Origin of the sequence: Comamonas sp. CMM03, from assembly GCF_019218715.1 — a bacterium.
In the GTDB taxonomy this organism is placed as follows: domain Bacteria; phylum Pseudomonadota; class Gammaproteobacteria; order Burkholderiales; family Burkholderiaceae_C; genus Comamonas; species Comamonas terrigena.
The window spans coordinates 579,255-601,275 of sequence record NZ_JAHUXB010000003.1; the positions used below are offsets into that span (position 1 = coordinate 579,255).

The following is a 22,021-nucleotide window of genomic DNA, read 5'->3' on the forward strand; positions in this document are numbered from 1 at the left end:
GCAGGCCGGTCAGGCCGCACTTCTTCTTTGTGAATGGAAAGATTCTGATGGGGCAAGCTCTCTATATCCGCATGCATGCGCAAGACAATGTGGCGATTGTCGTAAACGACGGCGGTTTGCCTGCGGGGACGGTGTTTGACGACGGCCTGACCCTGGTGCAGAAGGTGCCGCAGGGCCACAAGGTGGCGCTGGTGGACCTGGCCAAAGGCGCTGCGGTGCGGCGCTACAACGTCACCATCGGCTATGCCAGCCAGGATCTGCCGCGCGGCAGCTGGGTGAACGAGCAGGTGCTGCAGATGCCGGAGGCCCCCGAGCTGGAAGGCCTGCCCATGGCCACGGTGCGCCCCGACCCGCTGCCGCCGCTGGAGGGCTACACCTTTGAAGGCTACCGCAACGCCGATGGTTCGGTGGGGACGCGCAACATCCTGGCCATCACCACCACGGTGCAGTGCGTGGCGGGGGTGGTCGATGTGGCGGTGCAGCGCATCAAGGCGGAACTGCTGCCTCGGTATCCGCAGGTCGATGACGTGGTCGGGCTGGAGCACACCTACGGCTGCGGCGTGGCCATCGACGCGCCGGATGCGGTGATTCCGATCCGGACCCTGCGCAACATCAGCCGCAACCCCAATTTCGGGGACGAGATCATGGTGGTCAGCCTGGGTTGCGAAAAGCTGCAGCCCGAGCGCCTGCTGCCCGCCGAAGCTCCGCTGCGGCCCATGCCGCACCCGGGCGTGGCGTCCGCGGCCGGGGCTGCTCCTGCGCCTGTGCTGGATGTGGTCTGTCTGCAGGCGGAAGAGCACACCGGCTTCATGAGCATGATCGACAGCATCGTGCGCCAGGCCGACGTGCACCTGCAACGGCTCAACCGGCGCCGCCGCGAGACGGTGCCGGCCAGCGAGCTGGTCGTGGGCGTGCAGTGCGGCGGCAGTGATGCCTTCAGCGGCGTCACGGCCAATCCGGCCGTGGGCTTTGCCTCCGACCTGCTGGTGCGCGCCGGTGCCAGCGTGATGTTTTCCGAAGTGACCGAAGTGCGCGACGGCATCGACCAACTGACCGCGCGGGCCAGCAGTCCCGCCGTGGCCCAGGCCATGGTGGACCAGATGGCCTGGTACGACGCCTATCTGGCGCGTGGCCGGGCGGACCGCAGCGCCAACACGACCCCCGGCAACAAGAAGGGCGGCCTGTCCAACATCGTGGAAAAGGCCATGGGCTCCATCGTCAAGTCAGGGTCCGCGCCCATCAGCGGGGTGCTGGCGCCCGGCGAGAAGCTGCAGCAAAAAGGGCTGATCTATGCCGCCACTCCGGCCTCCGACTTCATCTGCGGCACCTTGCAGCTGGCGGCCGGCATGAATCTGCACATCTTCACCACCGGCCGCGGCACGCCCTATGGCCTGGCAGCCTGCCCGGTGATCAAGGTCGCCACGCGCAGCGATCTGGCGCGCCGCTGGCACGACCTGATGGACGTGAATGCCGGGCGCATCGCCGAGGGCAGCGAGACCATCGAGAGCCTGGGCTGGGAGCTGTTCCACCTGATGCTGGAGATCGCCAGCGGCAAGAAGACCTGGGCCGAGCACTGGAAGCTCAGCAACGCGCTGGTGCTGTTCAACCCGGCCCCTGTGACCTGAGAGCGAGAGGGAGCCGGGCAGCGCGTTCCGGCCCCGCTGAACCCCTGCACGCCGGAATCCACCGGCGGCATTTTTACCAAGGAGACAACTCATGCAACGTCGACAGCTTTTGAAGGCGGCCGCTGCCCCGCTGGTGCTGGCGGGCCTGCCCGCTGCGGTCCAGGCCCAGGGCAATTGGCCCGCCGCAAAGAACATCACCTACATGGTGCCGTTTGCCACCGGTGGCACCACCGACACCCTGGGCCGCCTGATTGCCCAGCAGCTGGGCCCGGCGCTCGGCACCACGGTGATCGTGGAAAACCGCGGCGGCGCCGGCGGCAGCGTCGGTTCGGAACTGGCGGCACGGGCCCAACCCGACGGCTACACGCTGCTGGGCGGCACCATCAGCTCGCATGCCATCAACATCAGCCTGTATCCCAAGCTGGGCTATGACCCGGTGAAGTCCTTCACCCCCATCACCCTGATCGGCACCAACCCCCTGGTGCTGGTGGTGGCCGCCAACAGCCCCTACAAGAGCCTGCAGGACGTGCTGGAAGCCGCCAAGAAACGCCAGGGCGGGCTGTCGTCCGCATCGGCCGGTGCCGGCACATCGCAGCATCTGGCGCTGGAGATGCTGGGCTGGAAGTCTGGCGTCAAGTTCACCCACGTGCCCTACAAGGGCAGCGGCCCGGCCATCCAGGACGTGATGGGCGGGCAGGTGGACATGATGTTCGACACCACGGTGGTGGCGGCCCCGCACATCCAGAGCGGCAAGCTGCGTGCGCTGGCCGTGACATCGAAGCAGCGCCTCGAGGCACTGAAGGACGTGCCGACCGTTGCCGAGTCGGGCGTCAGCAGCCTGGCCAATTTCGAGGTCACCTCCTGGCAGGCGCTGTTTGCCCCCTCCGGCACACCGGATGCCATCGTGCAGAAGCTGCACCAGGAAGTGGCCAAGATCATTGCCACGCCCGACATGAAGGCCCGCCTGAAAACCATGGGCATGGAGCCATCCACCCTGAGCCCGGCGCAGATTGCCGAATTCCAGAAGACGGAAGTGGCGAAATGGGCCGCCGTCATCAAGGAAGCCAAGGTGAAGGTGGACAGCTAAGCCACCACAGGGGGACAGGCACCTCCTGCGGCCCGTCGAGGCCCGAGGCGTCCGTCGCTGCCTTGGGGGTCCGGGATACCGGGACGCCGCTGCCGGTGCCGCAGCAAGCACAGGCTGGGGCGATCCCGTGTCGCCCCGCCGGGGGGCTTGCCTACAATGTCGCCATGCGCCCTCTTGCCCCTCATGCACTGCACCGCTGGACCCGTTGGGTGCTGGCGGCATGGCTGTGTGTGGCCTTGGGCGCTGCGCTGTCGCCGCTGGCCCGGGCGCAGGCCGGGGCGGGCGCGCTGGAGCCGCTGTGCGGCCTGGACGGTGCACGGCACTGGGTGGCCAGCCCGGCAGCGCAGCTGCTGGGTGACGATGCCGCGGCCACCGGGCACGGCCTGGATTGCCCGCTGTGTCTGCCGCTGCTGGCGCCACCACCGCCCGTTACCGGCCAGCCCGCCGCGCTGGCGCCGGGCATGGCCCAGCCAGCGGGCCTGCGCTCCATTCCCTGGGTCTACCGCGTCGCCGCCGCGCTGCCGGCCAGAGGGCCGCCGCATTCCTGAGCCATTACCGCAACCCGCGCCGCTGCCATCCGCCGGATGGCGTGCACTGCCACTCACCCTGAAAGGCATGCCGCGGCGCAGTGACTTTTGTCTGCAGGCGCGCGCGCACCACGCTGCCGCAGCGGACCCTGTATTCCCTGTTTGGAGCTTTTGAATGTTTGCAACCTCTTTGACCCGCCGCGTGGCCCTGGCCGCCGGCCTGCTGGCTACCACCTCTCTGGCCTGGAGCCACGCCGATGCCGCCCATGTGACGGCGGAAAATGCCTGGGCCCGCGCCAGCGTGCCGGGGCAGCAGGCCACGGGCGCTTTTGTGCGCCTGACCGCCAAGGAGCCGCTGCGCCTGGTCGGCGTGGAAACCCCGGCTGCCGCCGTGGCCGAAGTGCACGAGATGAAGATGGAAGGCGATGTGATGCGCATGCGTGCCATCGACAGCCTGGACCTGCCCCAGGGTGTGGCCGTGGAGCTCAAGCCCGGCGGCTACCACATCATGCTGCAGCAGCTCAAAGCCCCGCTGCTCAAGGACACGCAAGTGCCCATCACCCTGGTGTTCAAGGACGGCAAGGACGCCGTCTCGCGCCTGAGTCTGCAGGTGCCGGTGCAGGCCATGGCCCCCAAGGGCGCCGCGGCAGCGCCGGCGGGCCATGCCGGCCACGGCGGACACCAGCATTGAACGGGTGCCCCCTTGGCAGCGCGGATTGCTGCAGCCAGGGTGGGGGTACACAAAGAAAAAGGGGCTGAGGCCCCTGTTTCTTTGTGCGCAGTTTCAGTGGTCCTGCTGTTCGGCAGGGTTGGCCAGCACCGGCTGGTTGGCCGTAGGGCGCTGCATGGCCAGCAGCTCGCGCTTGGTGGACTGGATGTGTTCTTCCAGGTACTGGACCACGGTCGCGGTGTCATGGCGGCGGCAGGCGGCCACGATCTTGTAGTGGTCTGACTGTGGACCTTCCTTGCCCGTGGCCTGCGAGATCAGCACATGGGTGTAGCGGTCGGTGTTCAGGCAGAACTCTTCGATCAGCTGGTGCAGGCGCCGGTTGTTGGAGGCTGCCGACAGCGCCAGATGGAAGCGTCTGTTGTATTCACCCCACGCCTGCGCCGTGGTGGCGGCGTCATAGGCCGCCAGGATCTGCTCCATGGCCTGGAAGTCGCGTTCCACCATGTTCGGCACGCCCAGCTTGGCGGCGTGGCATTCCAGCGCAATGCGGATGTCCAGCATGTCGCAGATCTGCAGCAGGCTCATGCCTGCGACCACGGCCCCCCGGTTCAGCTGGTGAGTGACCAGTCCCTCCGCTTCCAGCTGGCGCAGTGCCTCGCGCACGGGGATGCGGCTGGCGTGGAAGCGGGTGGCAAGAGCATCCTGCTTCAAAGGCTGACCAACAGGCAATGCGCCGCTCAGGATTTCGTAGCGGAGCTGATCGCGGATGGTCTGGTGCAGGGCTTTGGCGTTGCGTGTCATGGGAATTTTTGGCTTTTTCGGGTTCAACCCTATCAGATGCGTATTGTGCCAATGGATACTTGTTTGCATAATTGGATCCAATCTTGTTTTGTTTGGATCACTTCTTCTATGTCTTGTATCAACTCCAGCTATATCGCCGTCAATGAACCGGTGTTGTCGTACCTGCCGGGATCGGCTGAGCGCACGCAGCTGCAGGCCGCGCTGGAACAGCAGCACGCCCAGTGCATGGACATTCCGCTGGTGATCGCCGGCCGCCACCAGCAGCGCAGCGACACCGTGGAGGTTGTCAGCCCCCATGCCCACCAGCACCAGCTGGCCCGCCTGAGCCAGGCCTCCCCCGCCGATGTGGAGCAGGCGGTGCAGGCCGCGTGCGCGGCACAGCGGGATTGGTCGCAGTGGAGCCTGGATGCACGCTGCGAAGTGTTTCTGAAGGCCGCCGACCTGCTGGCCGGCCCCTGGCGCCAGAAGCTCAATGCCGCCACCATGCTGGGCCAGAGCAAGACGGTGCAGCAGGCCGAAATCGATGCCGCCTGCGAGCTGATCGACTTCCTGCGCTTCAACGTGCAGTTCGCCCAGGAACTGGTCGCGCAGCAGCCCCTGTCCAGCCCCGGCGTGCGCAACCGCATGGACTGCCGCCCGCTGGAAGGCTTTGTCTACGCCATCACCCCGTTCAACTTCACGGCCATCGGCGGCAATCTGGCGACGGCCCCGGTGCTGATGGGCAATACCGTGGTGTGGAAGCCATCGGCCACGGCATCGCTGAGCAATTACCTGTTCATGGAACTGCTGGAAGAAGCTGGTCTGCCGCCGGGCGTGATCAACTTCGTGCCCGGCGATCCCCAGGTGGTGAGTGGCGCCGTGCTGTCCAGCCCGCATCTGGCAGGTATCCACTTCACCGGCTCCACAGCAGTGTTCGACAGCCTGTGGCAGCAGACGGCGCAGCATCTGCCGCACTACCGTGCCTATCCGCGCCTGGTGGGCGAGACCGGCGGCAAGGACTTTGTGCTGGCCCACCCCTCGGCCGACGCCGCGGCACTGGCCGCCGCCCTGGTGCGCGGTGCGTTCGAGTTCCAGGGGCAGAAGTGCAGCGCCGCCTCGCGCGCCTACATCCCGTCCTCGCTGTGGCCCCAGGTCAAGGAGCGCATGCTGGCCATGCTGGCCGAGATCCGCATGGGCGATGTGCGCGACTTCAGCAACTTCATGGGCGCGGTGATCGACCGCAAGGCATTCCAGCGCATCAAGGGCTACATCGACGCTGCCCGGACCGACAGCCGCTGCCAGCTGGTGGCTGGCGGCACGGCGGATGACAGCGAAGGCTTCTTCGTCGCCCCCACGGTGATCCAGGTCAGCGATCCGCAGCATGCGCTGATGCGCGAGGAAATCTTCGGCCCCGTGCTGGCGGTCTATGTCTTCGACGACGGGCAATGGGATGCCGTGGTGCAGCTGGTGGACCAGACCAGCCCCTATGCGCTGACGGGCGCCGTGTTTGCGCGCGACCGCCAGGTGCTGGCGCAGCTGGGCCAGGCCTTGCGTTTTGCCGCCGGCAACTTCTACATCAACGACAAGCCCACGGGCGCCGTGGTGGGGCAGCAGCCCTTCGGTGGTGCGCGCCGCAGCGGCACGAACGACAAGGCTGGATCGGCCTGGAATCTGCTGCGCTGGGTGTCACCACGCACGGTCAAGGAGACGCATCTGCCCCCCACGGGCCATGCCTATCCCCACATGCAGCGCTGAGCGCAGATCGCTGAGGTGGCATGTGTCTTGCGGGGTACATGCCATGCGAACCGGGTCAGGCATATTCGCCTGCCATTTATCTGAAGGAGGAGTAAACATGACGTTCAAAATGCACAGTTTTTACGCAGCCGCGGCCCTGCTGGGCACGCTGTCGGTCACCCCTGTGGTGCAAGCCCAGGAAACAGTCAACATGGGGGCCGTGCTGTCGCTGACTGGCGCCAATGCCACCGTGGGCGAAGACGTGCGCCGTGCAGTGATGCTGGCGGTGGACAAGGTCAACGCCGACGGCGGCGTGCTGGGCAAGAAGTTCGGCGTGATCGTGGAAGACTCGGGCGGCAACCCGACCACGGCGTTGAACGCGGCACGCAAGCTGGCCAGCGTGGACAAGGTGCCGGTGGTGATCGGCGAATACTCTTCCGGCATCACGCTGCCCATGGCGCAGTACCTGGTCAAGGAAGGCGTGGGCCATATCAACGTGGCCAGCACCAGCACCAAGGTGCGCGAACTGGGCGCTTCCTCCTTCAACCTGATCGGTCTGGAAAACCTGGGCAACCAGTTCTCGGCCGCCGACACCTGGGCGCTGGGCTACCGCAAGGTCGCAATGATCGCCCCCAACAACGCCTACGGCCAGGGCGTGGCCCACGGCTTCAAGCAGGAATTCGAAAAGCTGGGCGGCAAGGTGGTGACCGAGCTGCTGTACACCGCCGGCCAGTCCACCTACCGCCGCGAACTGCAGCAGGTGTCGCGCTCCGCGCCGGATGCCTATATCTACACGGCCTACGGCCAGGAATCGGCGGTGCTCAACCGCGAAGCCTATGAGCTGGGCCTGCGCAAGAGCCCCTGGTACGCCATCCTGCTGTCCATGAGCCTGTCCGACACGCCGGCCAACATCGCCAATGGCCAGCTGGGCATGGAAGTGGGCAATGTCTACGGCGATGCCGGCAAGGCCTACCAGGCCGCTTTCAACGCCAAGTACAAGGAAGGCACCAAGACTTCCTACACCGGCTACGCCTATGACGCGGTGCTGATGACGGCCGCCGCCATGAACAAGGCCAAGTCCACCGACACCGACAAGGTGCAGGCCGCGCTGAAGGACCTGGGCAAGGGCGGTTATGTGGGTGTGACCGGTCCCATCGTGTTCGATGCCGAGCGCCAGCGCATCGACCCGCCCTACGCCAAGCTCAAGTACGACGGCAAGGTGGTGCCGCGCTGATCCGCTGATGGTCTGAACCCTCTGCCGGCTCCGATGCGTCGGAGCTGGCGGACTGTTTCTCTCTGGATTCTCAAGATGCTTCAATTTCTGGTGGACACGCTGCTGCGTGCTTCGGACCTGGCGCTGATCGCCCTGGGCCTGAGCATGGTGTACGGGCTTGTCAAATTTCCCAACATCGCCCATGTGCAGTACGCCATGTTCGGTGCGTACGTAACCTATGCCATGCATGCCAGCGGCGTACCCCTGGTGCTGGCGATTGCCATTTCCTGTGCCGTGACCGGGGCCCTGACCCTGGGACTGCACCTGCTGGTGTTCCGCCGCCTGCTGCGCGCCGGACCCGCGATTGCCATGATCGGCTCGCTGGCCGTGGCCATGCTGGTGGTGGCGTTCATGCAGGGTTTTGCGGGCTCGTTTCCGCGCATGTTCAACCTGCCGCTGACGGAGCCCATCCTGATCGGTGAGGCCCGCGTGACCGCCACGCAGCTGTACTTTGTCGGTACCACCGTGGTGTTGCTGCTGCTGTTTGCGATGCTGCTGTTCTTCACCCGCACCGGACGCGCCATGCGGGCACTGGCCAGCAACCCGGCACTGGCCGCGGCCTCCGGCCTGAATGCCGAGGGCATCACCCGCGGCGTGGCGTTTGCCAGCGGGGCGATTGCCGGTCTGGGCGGCAGCATGCTGGCCCTGTCCACCGGTGCCCACATCAACCTGGGCTACGACCTGCTGCTGCCGGTGTTTGCCGCCGCCATCCTGGGCGGGCTGGGCAACCCCCTGGGGGCCGTGGCCGGCGCACTGCTGATTGCCGCGACGGAAACCGCGGTGACGAATATCGATTTTGGCGGCCTGGTGGGCGGGGATCCGCTGTTCATGCCGGTGGCCTACATCAGCGCAGCCTCGTTCCTGATTCTGCTGCTGGCGCTGCTGTTCAAGCCCTATGGCCTGTTCGACCGGGAGGTGCGTCGTGTTTGATTTTCTGATTTCTTCGGTCACGGTGGCCGGTATCTATGCGCTGATGGCGCTGGGCCTGAACCTGCAGGCCGGCTATTCGGGGCTGCTGAACTTCGGCCACATCGCCTTCGCCGGCATTGGTGCCTATGCCACGGGCATCGCCATCCAGTCGGGCTGGGGCGGTTTCTCGGGAGCTGCCATCGGCGTGTGCGTGGCCATGGCGCTGGGCTGGTGCATTGCCCGCCTGGGGCGCAATCTGGCGTCGGACTACTGGGGCATTGCCACGCTGGCGATTGCGGAAATTCTGCGCACCGCTGCCACCAACGAGGTGTGGCTGACGGGGGGCGCGCAGGGCATCAGCGCCATCCCCTCGCTGTTCGACGGCCTGGGCCGTCCCTGGAACGCCATCGCCTTCCTGGCACTGGTGCTGCTGGCGGTGCTGGTGTTTGCGCTGGCCTGCCGCCGTGTCGGCAACGGCCGCTTCGGCCGCGCACTGCGCCTGATGCGGGAAGAACCGCAGCTGGCGGCTTGCATGGGCTATGACCTGCGTTCGCTCAAGTCGCGCGCCATCATGTCCGGTGCCGCGCTGACGGCCCTGGCCGGCTCGCTGTATGCGCACTACATGAGCTTTGTCGGTCCCGACTACATGCTGGCATCGGAAACGTTCTGGCTGTGGACCATGCTGATGATCGGCGGTCTGGGCAACACCGCCGGGGTGCTGGTGGGTGTGGTGGTGGTGCAGGGCGCGTATGCGCTGGTGCCGTTCGCCAAGGACTACTTCGGCTTCAGCTCCGACATCTCGGGCGCGCTGCGTCTGGGTCTGATTGGTTTTATCTTGCTGGCCAGCCTGATGTGGCGCAGCCAGGGCCTGGTGCCTGAGAAGGTGCGAAAGATCGCATGAGTTCCCTGCTACAAGTTCAATCGCTGGCCAAGGCCTTTGGCGGCAACAAGGTGCTGGAGGATGTCAGCTTCGACATCGCTGCCGGTGAAATCGTCGGCCTGCTGGGCCCCAATGGTTCGGGCAAGAGCACCTTGCTGAACACCGTGACGGGCTTCGAGCGCATCGACCGCGGCAGCATCACGCTGGAGGGCCGGCGCATCGATGCGCTGTCGGCCTACCGCATCGTCGAGTCGGGCCTGGGCCGCACCTTCCAGCTGCCTTCCATGCCCACCAAGATGTCGGTGATGGAGGTGGCCATGGCCGCGGCCACCCAGCACCATGGGTTCTGGGAGACGCTGCTGAACACCGTGGGTGCCCGGGCGGCCGAAAAGGCCGCACGCGACAAGGCGGCGGCGCTGCTCGACGAGCTGCTGCTCAGCCATGTCAAGGATCTGCCGGCGTCGGGCCTGTCCGGCGGGCAGAAAAAGCTGCTGGGCATTGTCTGCGCTCTGATGGGCGACCCGCGTCTGCTGATGCTGGACGAGCCCACGGCAGGGGTGCACCCTAATTTGCGCAACGACATCGTGCAGGTGCTGCGCCGCCTGAACCACAAAGGCATGACGGTGGTGATCGTGGAGCACGACATGCACTTCATCCGCGAAGTCTGCACCCGCTGCATCGTGCTGGACCGTGGCCATATCGTGGCCAGCTGTCGCCCGGACGAGCTGTCGTCCAACGAGCGCGTGCTGCAGGCCTATCTGGGTGGCGGCCATACGCCCAAGACCGAACCCCGTGCGGAAGTGGAGGGCGCATGATCGAGATCGACAATGTGGTGGCGGGCTACACCGCCGAAGTGGATATCCTCAAGGGCATGACGCTGCAGGTGCAGCGCGGCGAAATCGTCACGCTGCTGGGGCCCAACGGCTGCGGCAAGTCCACGCTGCTGAAATCCATCGCCGGCTTTCTGCGTCCGCGCTCGGGCTCCATCGTGCTGGAGAGCAAGGATGTGTCCCAGGTGCCGGTGCACCAGAAGATCCAGAAGCAGGGTCTGGGCTTTGTGCCGCAGACGGAGAACGTGTTCAGTTCGCTGACCATCCGCGAAAACATGCAGGTGGGCGGGCATTTCATGTCGGACGCCGACTGCAAGCAGCGCATGCAGGAGCTGTGCACGCTGTACCCGGTGCTGGAGCGCAAGTTCAACGCACCGGCGTCCTCGATGTCGGGCGGTGAGCGGCAGATCCTGGCGCTGGCGCGTGCGCTGATGCCGCGGCCCCGCCTGCTGCTGCTGGATGAGCCCTCGGCCGGCCTCTCTCCGAAGATGCTGCAGGAAGTGTTCAAGGCCATCGTGCAGGTGCGCGACAAGGAAGGCGTGACCATTCTGATGGTGGAGCAGAACGCCATGGAGGCCTTGCGCATGTCCGATCGGGCCTATGTGCTGTCCATGGGCACGGTGGCACTGACCGGGGCCGCCAACTCGCTGATGAGCGACCCGCAGGTGCGCGAGCTGTACCTGGGAGGCCGCGCCGCCTGATCCGGCGGTGTGACCGTGGCCCGTCCGGAGGGCGGGGTGTCTATCTTTTCGATGGGTGACATGCATGTTCCAACACCTCTCTCTCCGGTCCCGCCTGGCCGCCGCCATGGGCTTTCTGGCGCTGCTGCTGGCCGTGCTCGGGGCCCTGGGCCTGTACAGCCTGCGTGACAGCAACCTGGCCCTGCAGTCGCTGGTGGAGCAGCAGCTGCAGCCCATGCAGCAGCTGGCCCAGGTGACCAAATCACTGGACATGGGCAAGTTCGGGGTGGTCTCGGCCATTGCCGATCCGATCCAGATCGACAGCGACATGGATGCACTGGAGGCGCAACTCCAGGACAGCGCCTCCACCTGGGAGGCGTTTGCCTTGGCCCTGCGCGATGGGCAGGAGCAGGAACTGGCCCAGCAGTTTGCCGCAGCGCAGCAGGAATTTCTGCAGCAGGGGGTGCGCCCGGCGGTGGCCGCGCTGCGCAGCATGAATCTGCCGGGGGCGACCGAGCTGTACACCCAGTCCCTGGCCCCGCGCTACCCGCCGGCACGGACGGCGCTCGATGCGCTGATGGCGCTGCAGCGCCAGCGGGGCGAAGCCCTCTACCGTGCCACGCAGCAGCACTACCAGCAGGTGTTCTGGCTGTCGGTGGCGGCCATGTGCCTGGGCCTGCTGGTGGCCGGCGTGGCGGGCGTGACCCTGGTGCGTGCCATTGTGCGGCCCTTGGCCCAGGCCGTGCAGGCGGCCCAGCATGTGGCGGCCGGTGATCTGAGCCAGGACATTCCCACCAGCCCGGCGCGCCATGAGACCGGACAGCTGCTGCAGGCCCTGCAGCAAATGAACCTGCGGCTGCGCCACATCGTGGGCGAGGTGCGGCAGGGGACCGATGCCATGGCCCTGGCGTCCCAGGAAATCAGCAGCGGCAACCGGGATCTGTCGCAGCGCACCGAATGCCAGGCGGCCGCCTTGCAGCAGACCACGGCCTCCATGCACGATCTGAACGAAGCCGTGCAGCGCAATGCCGAACATGCCCAGCAGGCCAGCGCGCTGGCTGCGTCGGCCACCCAGATCGCCAAGCAGGGGCGCAGCGAGGTGGACGCCGTGGCCCAGGCCATGGGCCATATCCAGGGGGCCTCGCAGCGCATCGTGGACATCACCGCGGTGATCGACGGCATTGCCTTCCAGACCAATCTGCTGGCGCTCAATGCGGCGGTGGAGGCTGCGCGCGCCGGCGCGCAGGGCCGGGGCTTTGCCGTGGTGGCGGCGGAGGTGCGGGAGCTGGCCCAGCGCAGCGCCGTGGCCGCCAAGGAAATCAAGGGACTGATCCAGCACTCCGTCCACGAGGTGGAGCAGGGCCGGGCCCGGGTGGCGCAGGCGGGCGGCACCATGGCCACGGTGGAAGGCCGCGTGCAACACATGGCGGCCCTGGTCCAGGACATTGCCCAGTCCAGCCAAGCGCAGAGCGCTGGCCTGGGACAGCTGCACCAGGCGATTGCACAGATGGACGACACCACCCAGAAGAACGCCGCGCTGGTGGAGCAGGCGTCTGCCGCCGCCCTGGCGCTGCAGCAGCAGGCCAGCGCGCTGGTGGACACGGTGCGGGTCTTCCGGCTGGACGGTGTGGCCGTCCCCGCCACCCGGGCCCTGCCTGCCGCCGAGCGGACTTTGCTGCTGGCCTGAGCACCGTTGGGCGTGCGGCGGTGGGTCCTGTGCAACGCTGCGCGGCAGTTGCTATCCGAGTGCTGGGAGCTGGAGTAAGCTGTACCGGACAAAACGGTGTGCCGCGCGGCGGCGCTCCGTGCTCCACGACCAGCATTTCTGAGGACGGCCATGAGCGACCACACTCCCTTCGGTTTCGGCAAATTCATCCCCGGTTTCGACTTTCTGCAAAACCTGAGCAAGACCGGGCAATCTTCGGCCGGCATGCCACCGCTGTCGCACTGGGTGGCGCCCACGGTCAGCATCGAGGAAATCAGCAAGCGCATTGAAGAGCTCAAGGCTGTGCAGTTCTGGCTGGAGCAGAACAGCCGCGCGCTGGCGGCGACGGTGCAGGCGCTGGAAGTGCAGAAGATGACACTCAGCACCCTGCAGGGCATGAACGTCAGCATGGCCGATCTGGCCAAGACCTTCACCGGCAAGGCGGCGGACAAGACCGCCACGGCGCAGCCCAGCGGCAATGCCGACTGGCCCATGTCGTCGTCGGCGGCCAAGGCGGCCAAAAGCGAAGCCCCGGAGGCAGACCCACAGAACACGGCTGCTGCCTCCGACGCCCATGCCGCGGCGCAGCCCGGCGCAGCGCAGGCCGATGCATCTGCGCCACCTCCCGGCGCCGGGTCTGCCGGTCTGGGGGACCCCATGCTGTGGTGGGGCGCGCTGTCGCAGCAGTTCCAGCAGATCGCCGCCACCGCGCTGCAGGACCCGGCGCAGCAGCAGGCCATGGCCCAGGCCACCCACATGGCCACGGATTTCACCAAGGCGGCCATGAATGCAGCCAGCAGCATGGTGCGCCAGGCCAGCGAAGGGGTGAAGGCCGCTTCCAGCGCCGCCGCCCAGACCACGGCGAAGGCGGCCAAGCCGGCGGCCAGCCGCAGTGCTGGCGCACCGCCGGCCACCGCGCGCAGCGCTGCCGCGAAGAAGGCGCCCGCAGCCAAGAAAGCGCCTGCGGCCAAAAAGGCAGCACCTAAAAAGGCAGCACCCAAAGCGGCACGTACCGCGGCGCCCCAACCCGCGGCCAAGCCTGCCGCTCCCGCGCGCAAGCGCAGCCGCTAAGGACAGGGACGGACTCCATGGCGTTTTTTCCCTGTGCCCATGCCAGCCACGCCCAATGGCAGCAAGCGCTGTCCCAGGTGGTGGCACAACTGCGGGCGCAAATGGCCATGCAATCGGGCCAAGCCTGGCCCGCACTGGGCCTGATGTATCTGACCACACCCTATGCCACGCATGCGGCGGACATCCTGGCCGCCGTCGCCAAGGAACTGCCCGAAGTCAGCCACTGGAGCGGCATGGCGGCCCCGGCCATTCTGGGCGGCGACATGCGCTACGCCGGCGAGCAGGGGGCCCTGGCCGTGATGCTGCCGCTGCTGGGCACGGCGGACTTCCGCCAGTTCTCCGGCCTGCAGCCGATTGCCCGGGTCGAGGTGGAAGGTTTCGAGGTGCACAGCGTGCTGGTGCACGGCGACGGGCGCATGCCCGAGCTGGAAGAGCTGCTGCTGGAGCTGGCTTCGCACACCGCCAGTGGCGAGATGATGGGGGGCTTCGGTTCCGACCGGCGCTGCGGCATCCAGCTGGCCTGGAGCCGCAAGCTGCCGGTGGCCCATGACACCGGTCTGCTGTCCGGCGGGCTGTCGGGCGTGGCATTTTCCGACCAGGTGCACACCCTTTCGCGCGTGGTGCAGGGCTGCAAGCCCATTGCCCCGCCGATGGAGATCACCGAGGCGCGCGACCATGTGATCCTGGGGCTGAACGGCCGCCCGGCGCTGGACGTGCTGATGCAGACCCTGGATGTGCAGCTGGAGGTGGATGCCCAGGCCGCCATCAGCCGCGTGCGCAACACGCTGCTGGCGCTGTCGCTGGACACCTACACGCCGCATGGCAGCAGCATCGATGTGCGTTCGCGCGTGCGCCCGATCGTGGGCCTGGACCCGCTGCGCCGCGGCATCGTGCTGGACGAGACGGTGGACAAGGGCATGCATGTGGCGTTCTGCGAACGCAGCAGTGCGGCGGCCTGGTCCGAGCTGCGCCGCGCCTGTGCCGAAATCCAGGAAGAGCTGGCGCCGGACATCCCCTGGCCCCAGGCCGGCGTGCCCGCGCCGGCGCGCATGGTGCGCGGCGCCATCTATGTGCGCAGCCACCTGCGCGGAGGCACGGCGGCCACCAACGAAGCCGATGCCGAGCTGCAACTGATCCGCCATGCGCTGGGGCCGATCCCGCTGGTGGGATTTGTGACCGCCGGGGAAATCTCCGGCCGGGAAGTCCACGGCATGAGCGGCCAGCTGACGGTGTTCACCCAGCCGCTGGTGTAAGCAGCTTCCCCCCACGACGCAACGCCCCTTCACGGGGCGTTGTGCTGTCAGGGTGGGATATCAGTGCGGGATGTCAGCGGTGGCCGTAGTACGGGCGGTGGTGGCGCGGGGCCTTGACCCAGTGGCCGGGAATCCAGACATAACGGTGCCCTTGCCAGCGCCAGTGGCCGCCCACCCAGGCATGGCCGACACGGGGGCGATGGCGTTCATAACGGGGCGGCGGAGGGGGCGGACGGTGCATGTGGCGGCCGTCATGGCGCACTTCCACGGCCAGCGGGGCGCCAGGGGCTGCGCGGTACACCGGCTGGGCCGAGGCGAGTGCCGCCGTCAGCGCCAGGGCGGCGCCCAGCAGCAGGCGGGTGGTCAGGGCAGGGGTGTGGGACATGAGCGGCTCCTCTTGCGCGTGGTTTGCAGTGCCTCCAGCATCGGGGGGCTGCGTCAAGCGGGGATCGCTGCTGTGCAAAGCTGTGTGAAGCTGCGTAGGCAAATGCACGGACAGTGCGGTTACGTGTCCGCCTTGCAGAGGCCCCTTCAGCGGCGCAGGGCCGTGAAGGCCGTGAACTCCCAGCTGCGCATGCCCAGCACCAGGGTGTAGCCCTCGCGCTGTTCGGGCAGCAGGCGCTGGTCCTGCAGATGCTGTTGAGAAAAATCGTGCGCCAGGCGCTGGATGCGGTCCACAAAGCTGGGTGCCAGCGCGCGCGAGATGTTGCCATGCACCATGAGCATGGTCTCCCCCGGCTGGTCGAAGCTGCCGCCAAAGTAGTCCAGCACCGCATGCTCGCGGAAATACTCCATCACCGGTCCGCGTGCCCGCCAGCGGAAGGTCTTGGCCAGGCGCAGGCGGTAGCGGTTGCCGGGGCGCAGCTCAATGATGCCGATGCGGTCCAGCTGGGCCAGGTAGCGTATGCCTTCGGCTTCCGTCATGCGGTAGGTGGCGGTGATCTGCTCCAGCGTCCACTGGCTGAGCACGCAGATGGCCATCAGCAGCAGCTTGCGGTCGGCCACCACGGCGGTTTCCTGCTCGGGCGTCATCTCCTGCAGCAGCGGCTGACTGTCGGCCACGCGCCGCGCCAGGTCGGCAAAGTCGACCCCCAGCGCGCGGCAGATGGCATCGATGCGGGACAGGGGCATATCGCCCTTGGAGAGCATGCGCTTGACGCTGGATTCGGCCATGTCGAGGTGGCGCGCCAGGTCGGCATAGGTCATGTGCGCGGCCTTCAGCTCTTTCTTCAGCGCGTGGATTAGGTCGATGGTGGTGCTCATTGGTATCGATTATGGATACCGCCGGTGTGACGGTCCGGTGCCGCGGCCGAAATGCGGCGCCCTGCGACTGCGTGGCGCTGACACTGGCGTGGCTGCAGCACCATGATTTTTATCGTAAATAATGCAGCGCAGAGGGGCCCGTCAGGGCCCCATGAACGTGAATCCATGTACCAACCGGACCTGTGAACAGGTGCCAAAGAGGGTGAGATGCAACAGCCGGACCATGACCACCACGCGCCATCGGAACCCCATCCCAACCAGTTTGCCTTGCTGGGTCAGCGGCGCTTTGCCCCCTTCTTCTGGACGCAGTTCTGTGGTGCGGCCAACGACAACCTGTTCAAGTTCGCCTTCACGGTGATGGTGACCTACCAGCTCAGCGTGGGCTGGTTGCCGCCCGCCATGGCGGGGCTGGTGATCGGGGCGCTGTTCATCCTGCCGTTCCTGCTGTTTTCGGCGACCTCGGGCCAGCTGACCGACAAGTGGGACAAGACGCGCATGTTCCGCTTGGTGAAGAACCTGGAGATCGCCATCATGGCCATCGCCGCCTGGGGCTTCATCACGGCCAATGTGCCGGTGCTGCTGGGCTGCGTGTTTCTGATGGGCCTGCACTCCACGCTGTTCGGCCCCGTCAAGTTCGCCTACCTGCCCCAGGTGCTGAACGACCGCGAGCTGACCGGCGGCAATGGCATGGTGGAAATGGGCACGTTTGTCGCCATCCTGCTGGGCAATGTGGCCGGCGGCCTGCTGGTGGCCGTGCCGGAGGTGGGCCACACCCAGGTGGCGGTGGTCTGCGTGGCCCTGGCGCTGGTCGGGCGGCTGTGCGCCCAGTTCATTCCGCATGCGCCGGCCACCGATCCGGGCCTGGTCATCAACTGGAACCCGTTCACCGAAACCTGGCGCAATCTGCAGCTGGCACGCCAACAGCCGGTGGTGTTCCGTTCGCTGCTGGGCATCAGCTGGATGTGGTTCTTCGGCGCCGTGTTTCTGGCCCAGTTCCCCAGTTTTGCCAAGGAAGTGCTGCACGGTGACGAACATGTGGCTTCGCTGCTGCTGGTGATCTTCTCCATCGGCATCGGCGTCGGCGCGCTGCTGTGCGAGGTGTTCAGCCGCCGCCAGGTGGAAATCGGCCTGGTGCCGCTGGGCGCCATCGGCATGAGCGTGTTCGCCATCGATCTGTACTTTGCCGCACACGCACTGCCGCCGTCCGACCTGATGGGCGTGGGCACCTTCTTTGCGCAGAGCGTGCACTGGCGCGTGATGTGGGATCTGGGCATGCTGGCGCTGTCGGCCGGCATCTACAGCGTGCCCATGTACGCGCTGATCCAGATGCGCAGCCAGCCCACGCACCGCGCCCGCATCATCGCGGCCAACAACATCCTCAACGCGCTGTTCATGATTGCCTCCAGCGTGCTGGCCGGGGCCTTGCTGGCAGCCGGGGCCAGCATTCCCCAGGTGTTCCTGCTCACCGGCATTGCGAACGCGCTGGTGGCGTTCTACGTGTTCCTGCTGGTGCCGGAGTACCTGCTGCGCTTTGTGGCCTGGGTCATCACGCACTTTGTCTACCGCTTCCGGGTGCGCGGCGCGGACCATATTCCGGCCCACGGCGCGGCGGTGCTGGTGTGCAACCACGTGAGCTTTGTCGATGCCATTTTGATGATGGCGGCCAGCCCGCGCCCCATCCACTTTGTGATGGACCACCGCATCTTCCAGACGCCGGTGCTGGGCTGGCTGTTCAAGCTGGCCAAGACCATTCCGATTGCACCGCAAAAGGAGGATGCTGCCACCTACGAGGCCGCGTTCGCCCGCGCGGCCCAGGTGCTGCGCGAAGGCGATCTGCTGGCCATCTTCCCGGAAGGCTCCATCACTGCCGATGGCCAGCTGCAGCCCTTCAAGCCCGGCATCCTGAAAATCCTGGAACAGGCCCGGGCCGATGGCCTGGAGGTGTCCGTGGTGCCCATGGCGCTGACCAATCTGTGGGGCTCCTACTTCAGCCGCATCGAGGTGCGTGGCGGCAGGAACGTGGCCATGGTGCAGCCGCTGCGCCGGGGGCTGTTCAATGCGGTGGGCTTGGAAGTGGGTGACGCCGTGCCGGCCGCGCAGGTCACGCCCGAAGGCCTGCGCACCCGGGTGGCAGCGCTGCTGGCGCGCTGAGGCCGGGGCGGCGCGGCTGCTTACGGCAGCAAATGGATGTCACCCAGGTAGGCCAGTCCTTCGCCGTGGGTGTTGTCGGCGTCGGCGGAGACGGTGATCGCCGTCAGCGCCGGCATGCCCTGGGGTGATTCGTCCCCGAAGGCGCGGGCGTAATCGGCCGCCAGGTCCCGCTTTTCTTCCTGCCAGCGTCCCAGCGGGGCATTGCTGCCATGCAGCACCAAGTAGCGCAAACGGTGGGTGAAAGGGCTGTGCAGCACGCTGCCCGCGGGCGATGTCCCATCCCAGACGTAGCACAGGGTCTCGGTTGGAATGGGTTCGCCAGTGGCGATCTGGCCCAGGTGCAGCTTGGTGCGCTCGCTCCAGCTGAGCTGCCGCGCATCGAAATCAAAAGACACGCACAGCTTGAGTGCCGCATCGTCCCCGGCGCGCTGGCGCAGGTCTGCGCCCTGCACCGGCTGGTCGACGCGCCAGCGCCAGTGCAGCTGGCGGGCGGAGCTGCCCGGGCTGCTGATCGCCAGCACCAAATTGCCATAGGCATCCTGGGTGCGCACCCGCAGCACCTGCTGGCCGTCCAGCGGCGCCACGCTGAAATCCGTGGGCTTCTTGCGCGGCAGGCTGGCGAAATGCCAGGGTGCCGGCACCGCGCCGGCGGCCATGGCCGAGAACGCGGGCACCACCGGTGGTGCGGTCTGCGCCCGGCTGTGGGCGGCCATCCCCAGGCCCAGTGCCAGTACCATCGGCGCCCAGGACGGCATGCGCCGGCTGCGATGCAGCCAGCGCAGTCGCACAGACAAGGAAATGCAGGGGCCTGACGGAGACATGGCAGACAGCTTAAGCGATGCAAAAGCGGATTTTAGGTATTCCGAAGCGGCGCTGTGCCGCAGAATCGTTGCTGAAAGTATCGCCATAAAGTACCCAAAGAAGCGTGCCGTGTGCTGGTGGCACAAATATGGCGTGCCGCAGGCGCGGTCTGGCGATGATTCGCCGCACTGCAGCAGCCGTTGCATGCAGATCACTTTCAAGGAGACTTTCGTGCACATCCCTACCGCTTTCACCCGCCGTATCACTGCCGCCTGGGGCCGCAGCCTGCGCCACAGCCTGTGTGCACTGGGCATGGCCGGCGCACTGTGGGGTGGCGCGGGTGCCGCCCATGCCCAAAGCGATACCTCGCTGGTGCTGTCGGCCCTGCCGCTGGCGTCGATGGTGGCCGTGGCGTCCCAAGGCGGCGCGTCCGAATACGTGCTGGCTGCGCCGCTGCTGGTGTCCGGCGTCGGTGCCTCGCTGCTGGTGGAAGGGGTGGAGGCATCGGCCCATGGCGTGGTCTACGTGGTCAAGAACGTGGCCACCGGCGCCTCGGCGGTGCTGGAGGTGTCGGGCAATGCGGTGGGGGCTGCCTCGGTGGGCGTGGGCACGGTGATCCAGAGCAGCGCCATTGGTGCGGGCGTGGTGTTGTCGGCCGCCGGCAAGGTGCTGGCCTTCATCCCCAACGCGGTGGGCAAGGCGCTGCTGCACAACGAGCGTCTGTAAGCCAGCCATCGACCGAGCCGGAGTTTCTGCCATGCATCCACTGCACTGTTCCCTTCCCCGCCTGACCAGCCTGCTGTGCCTGGCGCTGGCCACCCTGGCGGGCAACGCCCATGCCGGCCGCAACTGCGACGCCAAGCCGCTGAACGTGGAGACCCTGACGCAGGGCCTGAACCTGGCGCAGCGCACGGCGCAGGTGCTGGAAGCGGAGTACCAGAAGAACGGCAGCAAGGTGCTGCTGCTGGCCCGGGCGGGCCAGGACCTGTCCAGCTACCAGCTGCAGTACTCCCACTTCGGCTGGGCCTACCGCACGCCGGAAGGGCCGTGGCGGGTGGCGCACAAGCTCAATATCTGCGGCACTGCCGATGGCTGGGTCTACCGCCAGGGACTGGGCGAGTTCTTTCTGGACGATCTGTGGCGCTATGTGGCCGCCGTGCAGGTGCCCACCCCGGCCGTCCAGCAGGCGCTGTGGAGCTACCTGACCGCACCGCAGACCGTGCTGCGCATGCAGCACCAGCCCTACAGCATGGTCAGCTACGCCTGGGGGCAGAAGTACCAGCAGTCCAACCAATGGGCCATCGAAAGCCTGGCCGCCGCGATGGAGCCGGCCACCGTGCAGCAGCGCAGCCAGGCCCAGGCCTGGCTGAAGTTCAAGGGCTACGAACCCAGTACGTTGACCATCCGCTCCTGGACGCGCCTGGGCGGGCGCATGTCGGCGGCGAACATCGCTTTTGACGACCACCCGAACGACCAGCGCTTCACCAGCCGCATCCAGACCGTGACGGTGGATTCCGTCACCCAGTGGCTGCAGCGTGCCCAGCTGGCAGGTGCGCCGCGTGTGGTGCAGTAGAGTGGTGATTAAACTGGTGTTTCGCGCCGCTGCAGCGCGCACAAGCAGCTATTGAATCAGGAGTTTCCATGAGCAAGTCTTTGCGGTTGCCCGAGAAATGGTTCCGCCGCGGCCTGTGGCTGGTGGCGGTGGTGTTTGCCTCGTTTCTGATCGGCCTGGGCGGGCTGGTGGTGGGCAATCTGCCGCAGGCGGAGCGTGTGCAGGAGGTGGAAGACTTCATTCCCGCGGCCGATGCCGAGCGGGTGCGGGCCGCGTTGCGTCAGGCCCAGGCGGTGGAGCGCCAGGCGGACAAGGCGCGCGACACGGCGCGGCTGAAATACGACGCCGAGAAGGCCCGCTATCAGTCGGCCCGCGAATCCTTCGACAACTGGGTGGCCACGCGACGCGCGACCGAGCGCCCAGAGCAGGACAGCGAGCTGATTGCCCGTACCCAGGCGCTCGACAAGATCAAGCAGGCGGAAAACCAGGCCCGCCAGTTGCTGGAGCAGGTGGAGCAGACCAGCCTGGCAGCTTCGCAGAACGTGTCCGCCGCAGACAACGAATGGCGGGAGCTGCGCGATGCCGCCTATCCGGACTGGCTGGCCCGGCAGCGGGAGGTGGAGCTGCGCGTGTTCCTGTACCGCCTGGCCATCACCTTGCCCTTGCTGGTGGCGGCCGGCTGGTTGTTCGCCAGGCAACGCAAGAGCACCTGGTGGCCCTTTGTCTGGGGCTTCATCTTCTTTGCGCTGTTTGCCTTCTTTGTGGAGCTGGTGCCCTACCTGCCCGACTACGGCGGCTATGTGCGCTACATCGTGGGCATTGTGGTCACGGTGCTGCTGGGGCGCTATGCCATCCTGGCGTTGAACCGCTACCTGGAAAAGCAGAAGCTCCAGGAGGCACTGCCCGAAGTGCAGCGCCGCGTGGAGCTGGGCTATGACGTGGCGCTGGGCCGGCTGGCCAAAAGCGTGTGCCCGGGCTGCGAGCGGCCGGTGGACCTGAAGAACACCGAGATCGACTTCTGCCCCCACTGCGGCATCGGCCTGTTTGACCACTGCGGCCACTGCAACACCCGCAAGAGCGCTTTCAGCCGCTACTGCCATGCCTGTGGCACGCCGGCGAAGGAAACGCCTTCGGCGCTGGGCGTACCACCCGGGATGGCAGGGCCGGGCCACAGCGCGCCGCCGTCCAGCACCTGATCACCGACCACCTGGTTGGCGGCCCGCCGGTCCG

21 protein-coding genes are annotated in these 22,021 nt (G+C 66.8%); 17 read left to right on the forward strand and 4 right to left on the reverse strand.

The window, feature by feature from the left end:
• Positions 1-47 precede the first annotated feature (47 nt).
• The 4 genes from garD to KW830_RS13430 all read left to right on the forward strand — a co-directional run bounded on the left by garD (position 48) and on the right by KW830_RS13430 (position 3,930).
• Positions 48-1,625: a galactarate dehydratase gene (gene garD / locus KW830_RS13415; RefSeq protein ID WP_218333414.1), complete on the forward strand. Its 1,578-nt coding sequence runs from the start codon at positions 48-50 to the stop codon at positions 1,623-1,625.
• A 91-nt stretch (positions 1,626-1,716) separates the two neighbouring features.
• Positions 1,717-2,712 carry a tripartite tricarboxylate transporter substrate binding protein gene (locus tag KW830_RS13420; RefSeq protein ID WP_066541637.1) on the forward strand — a complete coding sequence of 332 codons (996 nt, stop codon included), beginning with the start codon at positions 1,717-1,719 and terminating at the stop codon, positions 2,710-2,712.
• Between the two features lie 164 nt (positions 2,713-2,876).
• Positions 2,877-3,260, forward strand: coding sequence for a hypothetical protein (locus tag KW830_RS13425; protein ID WP_218333415.1), 384 nt, complete (start codon positions 2,877-2,879; stop codon positions 3,258-3,260).
• A gap of 154 nt (positions 3,261-3,414) precedes the next feature.
• Positions 3,415-3,930 (forward strand): copper chaperone PCu(A)C, encoded by a 516-nt coding sequence (locus KW830_RS13430; protein WP_066541639.1) that lies wholly within the window; start codon positions 3,415-3,417, stop codon positions 3,928-3,930.
• Positions 3,931-4,023: 93 nt separating this feature from the next.
• Here the strand turns inward: KW830_RS13430 and KW830_RS13435 are convergent, their stop codons facing one another.
• Positions 4,024-4,710, reverse strand: a complete 687-nt coding sequence (locus tag KW830_RS13435; RefSeq protein WP_192334912.1) for a GntR family transcriptional regulator — start codon at positions 4,708-4,710, stop codon at positions 4,024-4,026.
• A 108-nt stretch (positions 4,711-4,818) separates the two neighbouring features.
• Between KW830_RS13435 and pruA the strand changes: the two genes are divergently transcribed.
• From pruA to KW830_RS13480, 9 genes are all read left to right on the forward strand, one after another.
• Positions 4,819-6,444 (forward strand): L-glutamate gamma-semialdehyde dehydrogenase, encoded by a 1,626-nt coding sequence (gene pruA, locus KW830_RS13440; RefSeq protein WP_218333416.1) that lies wholly within the window; start codon positions 4,819-4,821, stop codon positions 6,442-6,444.
• Positions 6,445-6,541: 97 nt separating this feature from the next.
• Entirely contained in the window at positions 6,542-7,657 is a 1,116-nt protein-coding gene (locus tag KW830_RS13445) for an ABC transporter substrate-binding protein (RefSeq protein WP_255578355.1), read from the forward strand.
• A gap of 75 nt (positions 7,658-7,732) precedes the next feature.
• A complete protein-coding gene (locus KW830_RS13450) occupies positions 7,733-8,626 on the forward strand; it encodes a branched-chain amino acid ABC transporter permease (RefSeq protein WP_066541643.1) in 894 nt (297 codons plus the stop codon).
• Complete coding sequence (locus tag KW830_RS13455) at positions 8,619-9,506, forward strand: branched-chain amino acid ABC transporter permease (RefSeq protein WP_066541645.1); 888 nt, start codon at positions 8,619-8,621, stop codon at positions 9,504-9,506. The genes KW830_RS13450 and KW830_RS13455 overlap by 8 nt, the downstream gene beginning before the upstream one ends.
• Positions 9,503-10,300, forward strand: coding sequence for an ABC transporter ATP-binding protein (locus KW830_RS13460; protein ID WP_218333417.1), 798 nt, complete (start codon positions 9,503-9,505; stop codon positions 10,298-10,300). Before KW830_RS13455 ends, KW830_RS13460 begins: the two co-directional genes overlap by 4 nt.
• Complete coding sequence (locus KW830_RS13465; RefSeq protein WP_218333418.1) at positions 10,297-11,016, forward strand: ABC transporter ATP-binding protein; 720 nt, start codon at positions 10,297-10,299, stop codon at positions 11,014-11,016. Before KW830_RS13460 ends, KW830_RS13465 begins: the two co-directional genes overlap by 4 nt.
• Positions 11,017-11,080: 64 nt before the next feature.
• Entirely contained in the window at positions 11,081-12,682 is a 1,602-nt protein-coding gene (locus KW830_RS13470; RefSeq protein ID WP_218333419.1) for a methyl-accepting chemotaxis protein, read from the forward strand.
• Between the two features lie 150 nt (positions 12,683-12,832).
• Complete coding sequence (locus KW830_RS13475) at positions 12,833-13,771, forward strand: PhaM family polyhydroxyalkanoate granule multifunctional regulatory protein (protein ID WP_218333420.1); 939 nt, start codon at positions 12,833-12,835, stop codon at positions 13,769-13,771.
• Between the two features lie 17 nt (positions 13,772-13,788).
• Entirely contained in the window at positions 13,789-15,024 is a 1,236-nt protein-coding gene (locus KW830_RS13480; protein ID WP_218333421.1) for an FIST N-terminal domain-containing protein, read from the forward strand.
• A gap of 73 nt (positions 15,025-15,097) precedes the next feature.
• Here the strand turns inward: KW830_RS13480 and KW830_RS21360 are convergent, their stop codons facing one another.
• Complete coding sequence (locus KW830_RS21360) at positions 15,098-15,409, reverse strand: hypothetical protein (protein ID WP_255578357.1); 312 nt, start codon at positions 15,407-15,409, stop codon at positions 15,098-15,100.
• A gap of 146 nt (positions 15,410-15,555) precedes the next feature.
• Positions 15,556-16,287, reverse strand: coding sequence for a helix-turn-helix transcriptional regulator (locus KW830_RS13490; protein ID WP_066541659.1), 732 nt, complete (start codon positions 16,285-16,287; stop codon positions 15,556-15,558).
• 207 nt (positions 16,288-16,494) lie between these two features.
• Between KW830_RS13490 and KW830_RS13495 the strand changes: the two genes are divergently transcribed.
• Positions 16,495-18,438: an MFS transporter gene (locus tag KW830_RS13495; protein ID WP_218333422.1), complete on the forward strand. Its 1,944-nt coding sequence runs from the start codon at positions 16,495-16,497 to the stop codon at positions 18,436-18,438.
• 20 nt (positions 18,439-18,458) lie between these two features.
• On the opposite strand, the gene KW830_RS13500 is transcribed toward KW830_RS13495, so the two are convergent.
• Positions 18,459-19,226, reverse strand: coding sequence for a DUF3047 domain-containing protein (locus KW830_RS13500; RefSeq protein WP_370626135.1), 768 nt, complete (start codon positions 19,224-19,226; stop codon positions 18,459-18,461).
• A gap of 325 nt (positions 19,227-19,551) precedes the next feature.
• Here KW830_RS13500 and KW830_RS13505 point away from each other — a divergent pair, with 325 nt between their 5' ends.
• The 3 genes from KW830_RS13505 (at position 19,552) to KW830_RS13515 (ending at position 21,987) form a co-directional block, all read left to right on the forward strand.
• Positions 19,552-19,965, forward strand: a complete 414-nt coding sequence (locus KW830_RS13505) for a hypothetical protein (protein WP_218333498.1) — start codon at positions 19,552-19,554, stop codon at positions 19,963-19,965.
• Positions 19,966-19,996: 31 nt separating this feature from the next.
• Positions 19,997-20,812 (forward strand): DUF2145 domain-containing protein, encoded by an 816-nt coding sequence (locus KW830_RS13510; protein ID WP_218333423.1) that lies wholly within the window; start codon positions 19,997-19,999, stop codon positions 20,810-20,812.
• 68 nt (positions 20,813-20,880) lie between these two features.
• Positions 20,881-21,987, forward strand: coding sequence for a zinc ribbon domain-containing protein (locus tag KW830_RS13515; protein WP_255578359.1), 1,107 nt, complete (start codon positions 20,881-20,883; stop codon positions 21,985-21,987).
• Positions 21,988-22,021: the final 34 nt, after the last annotated feature.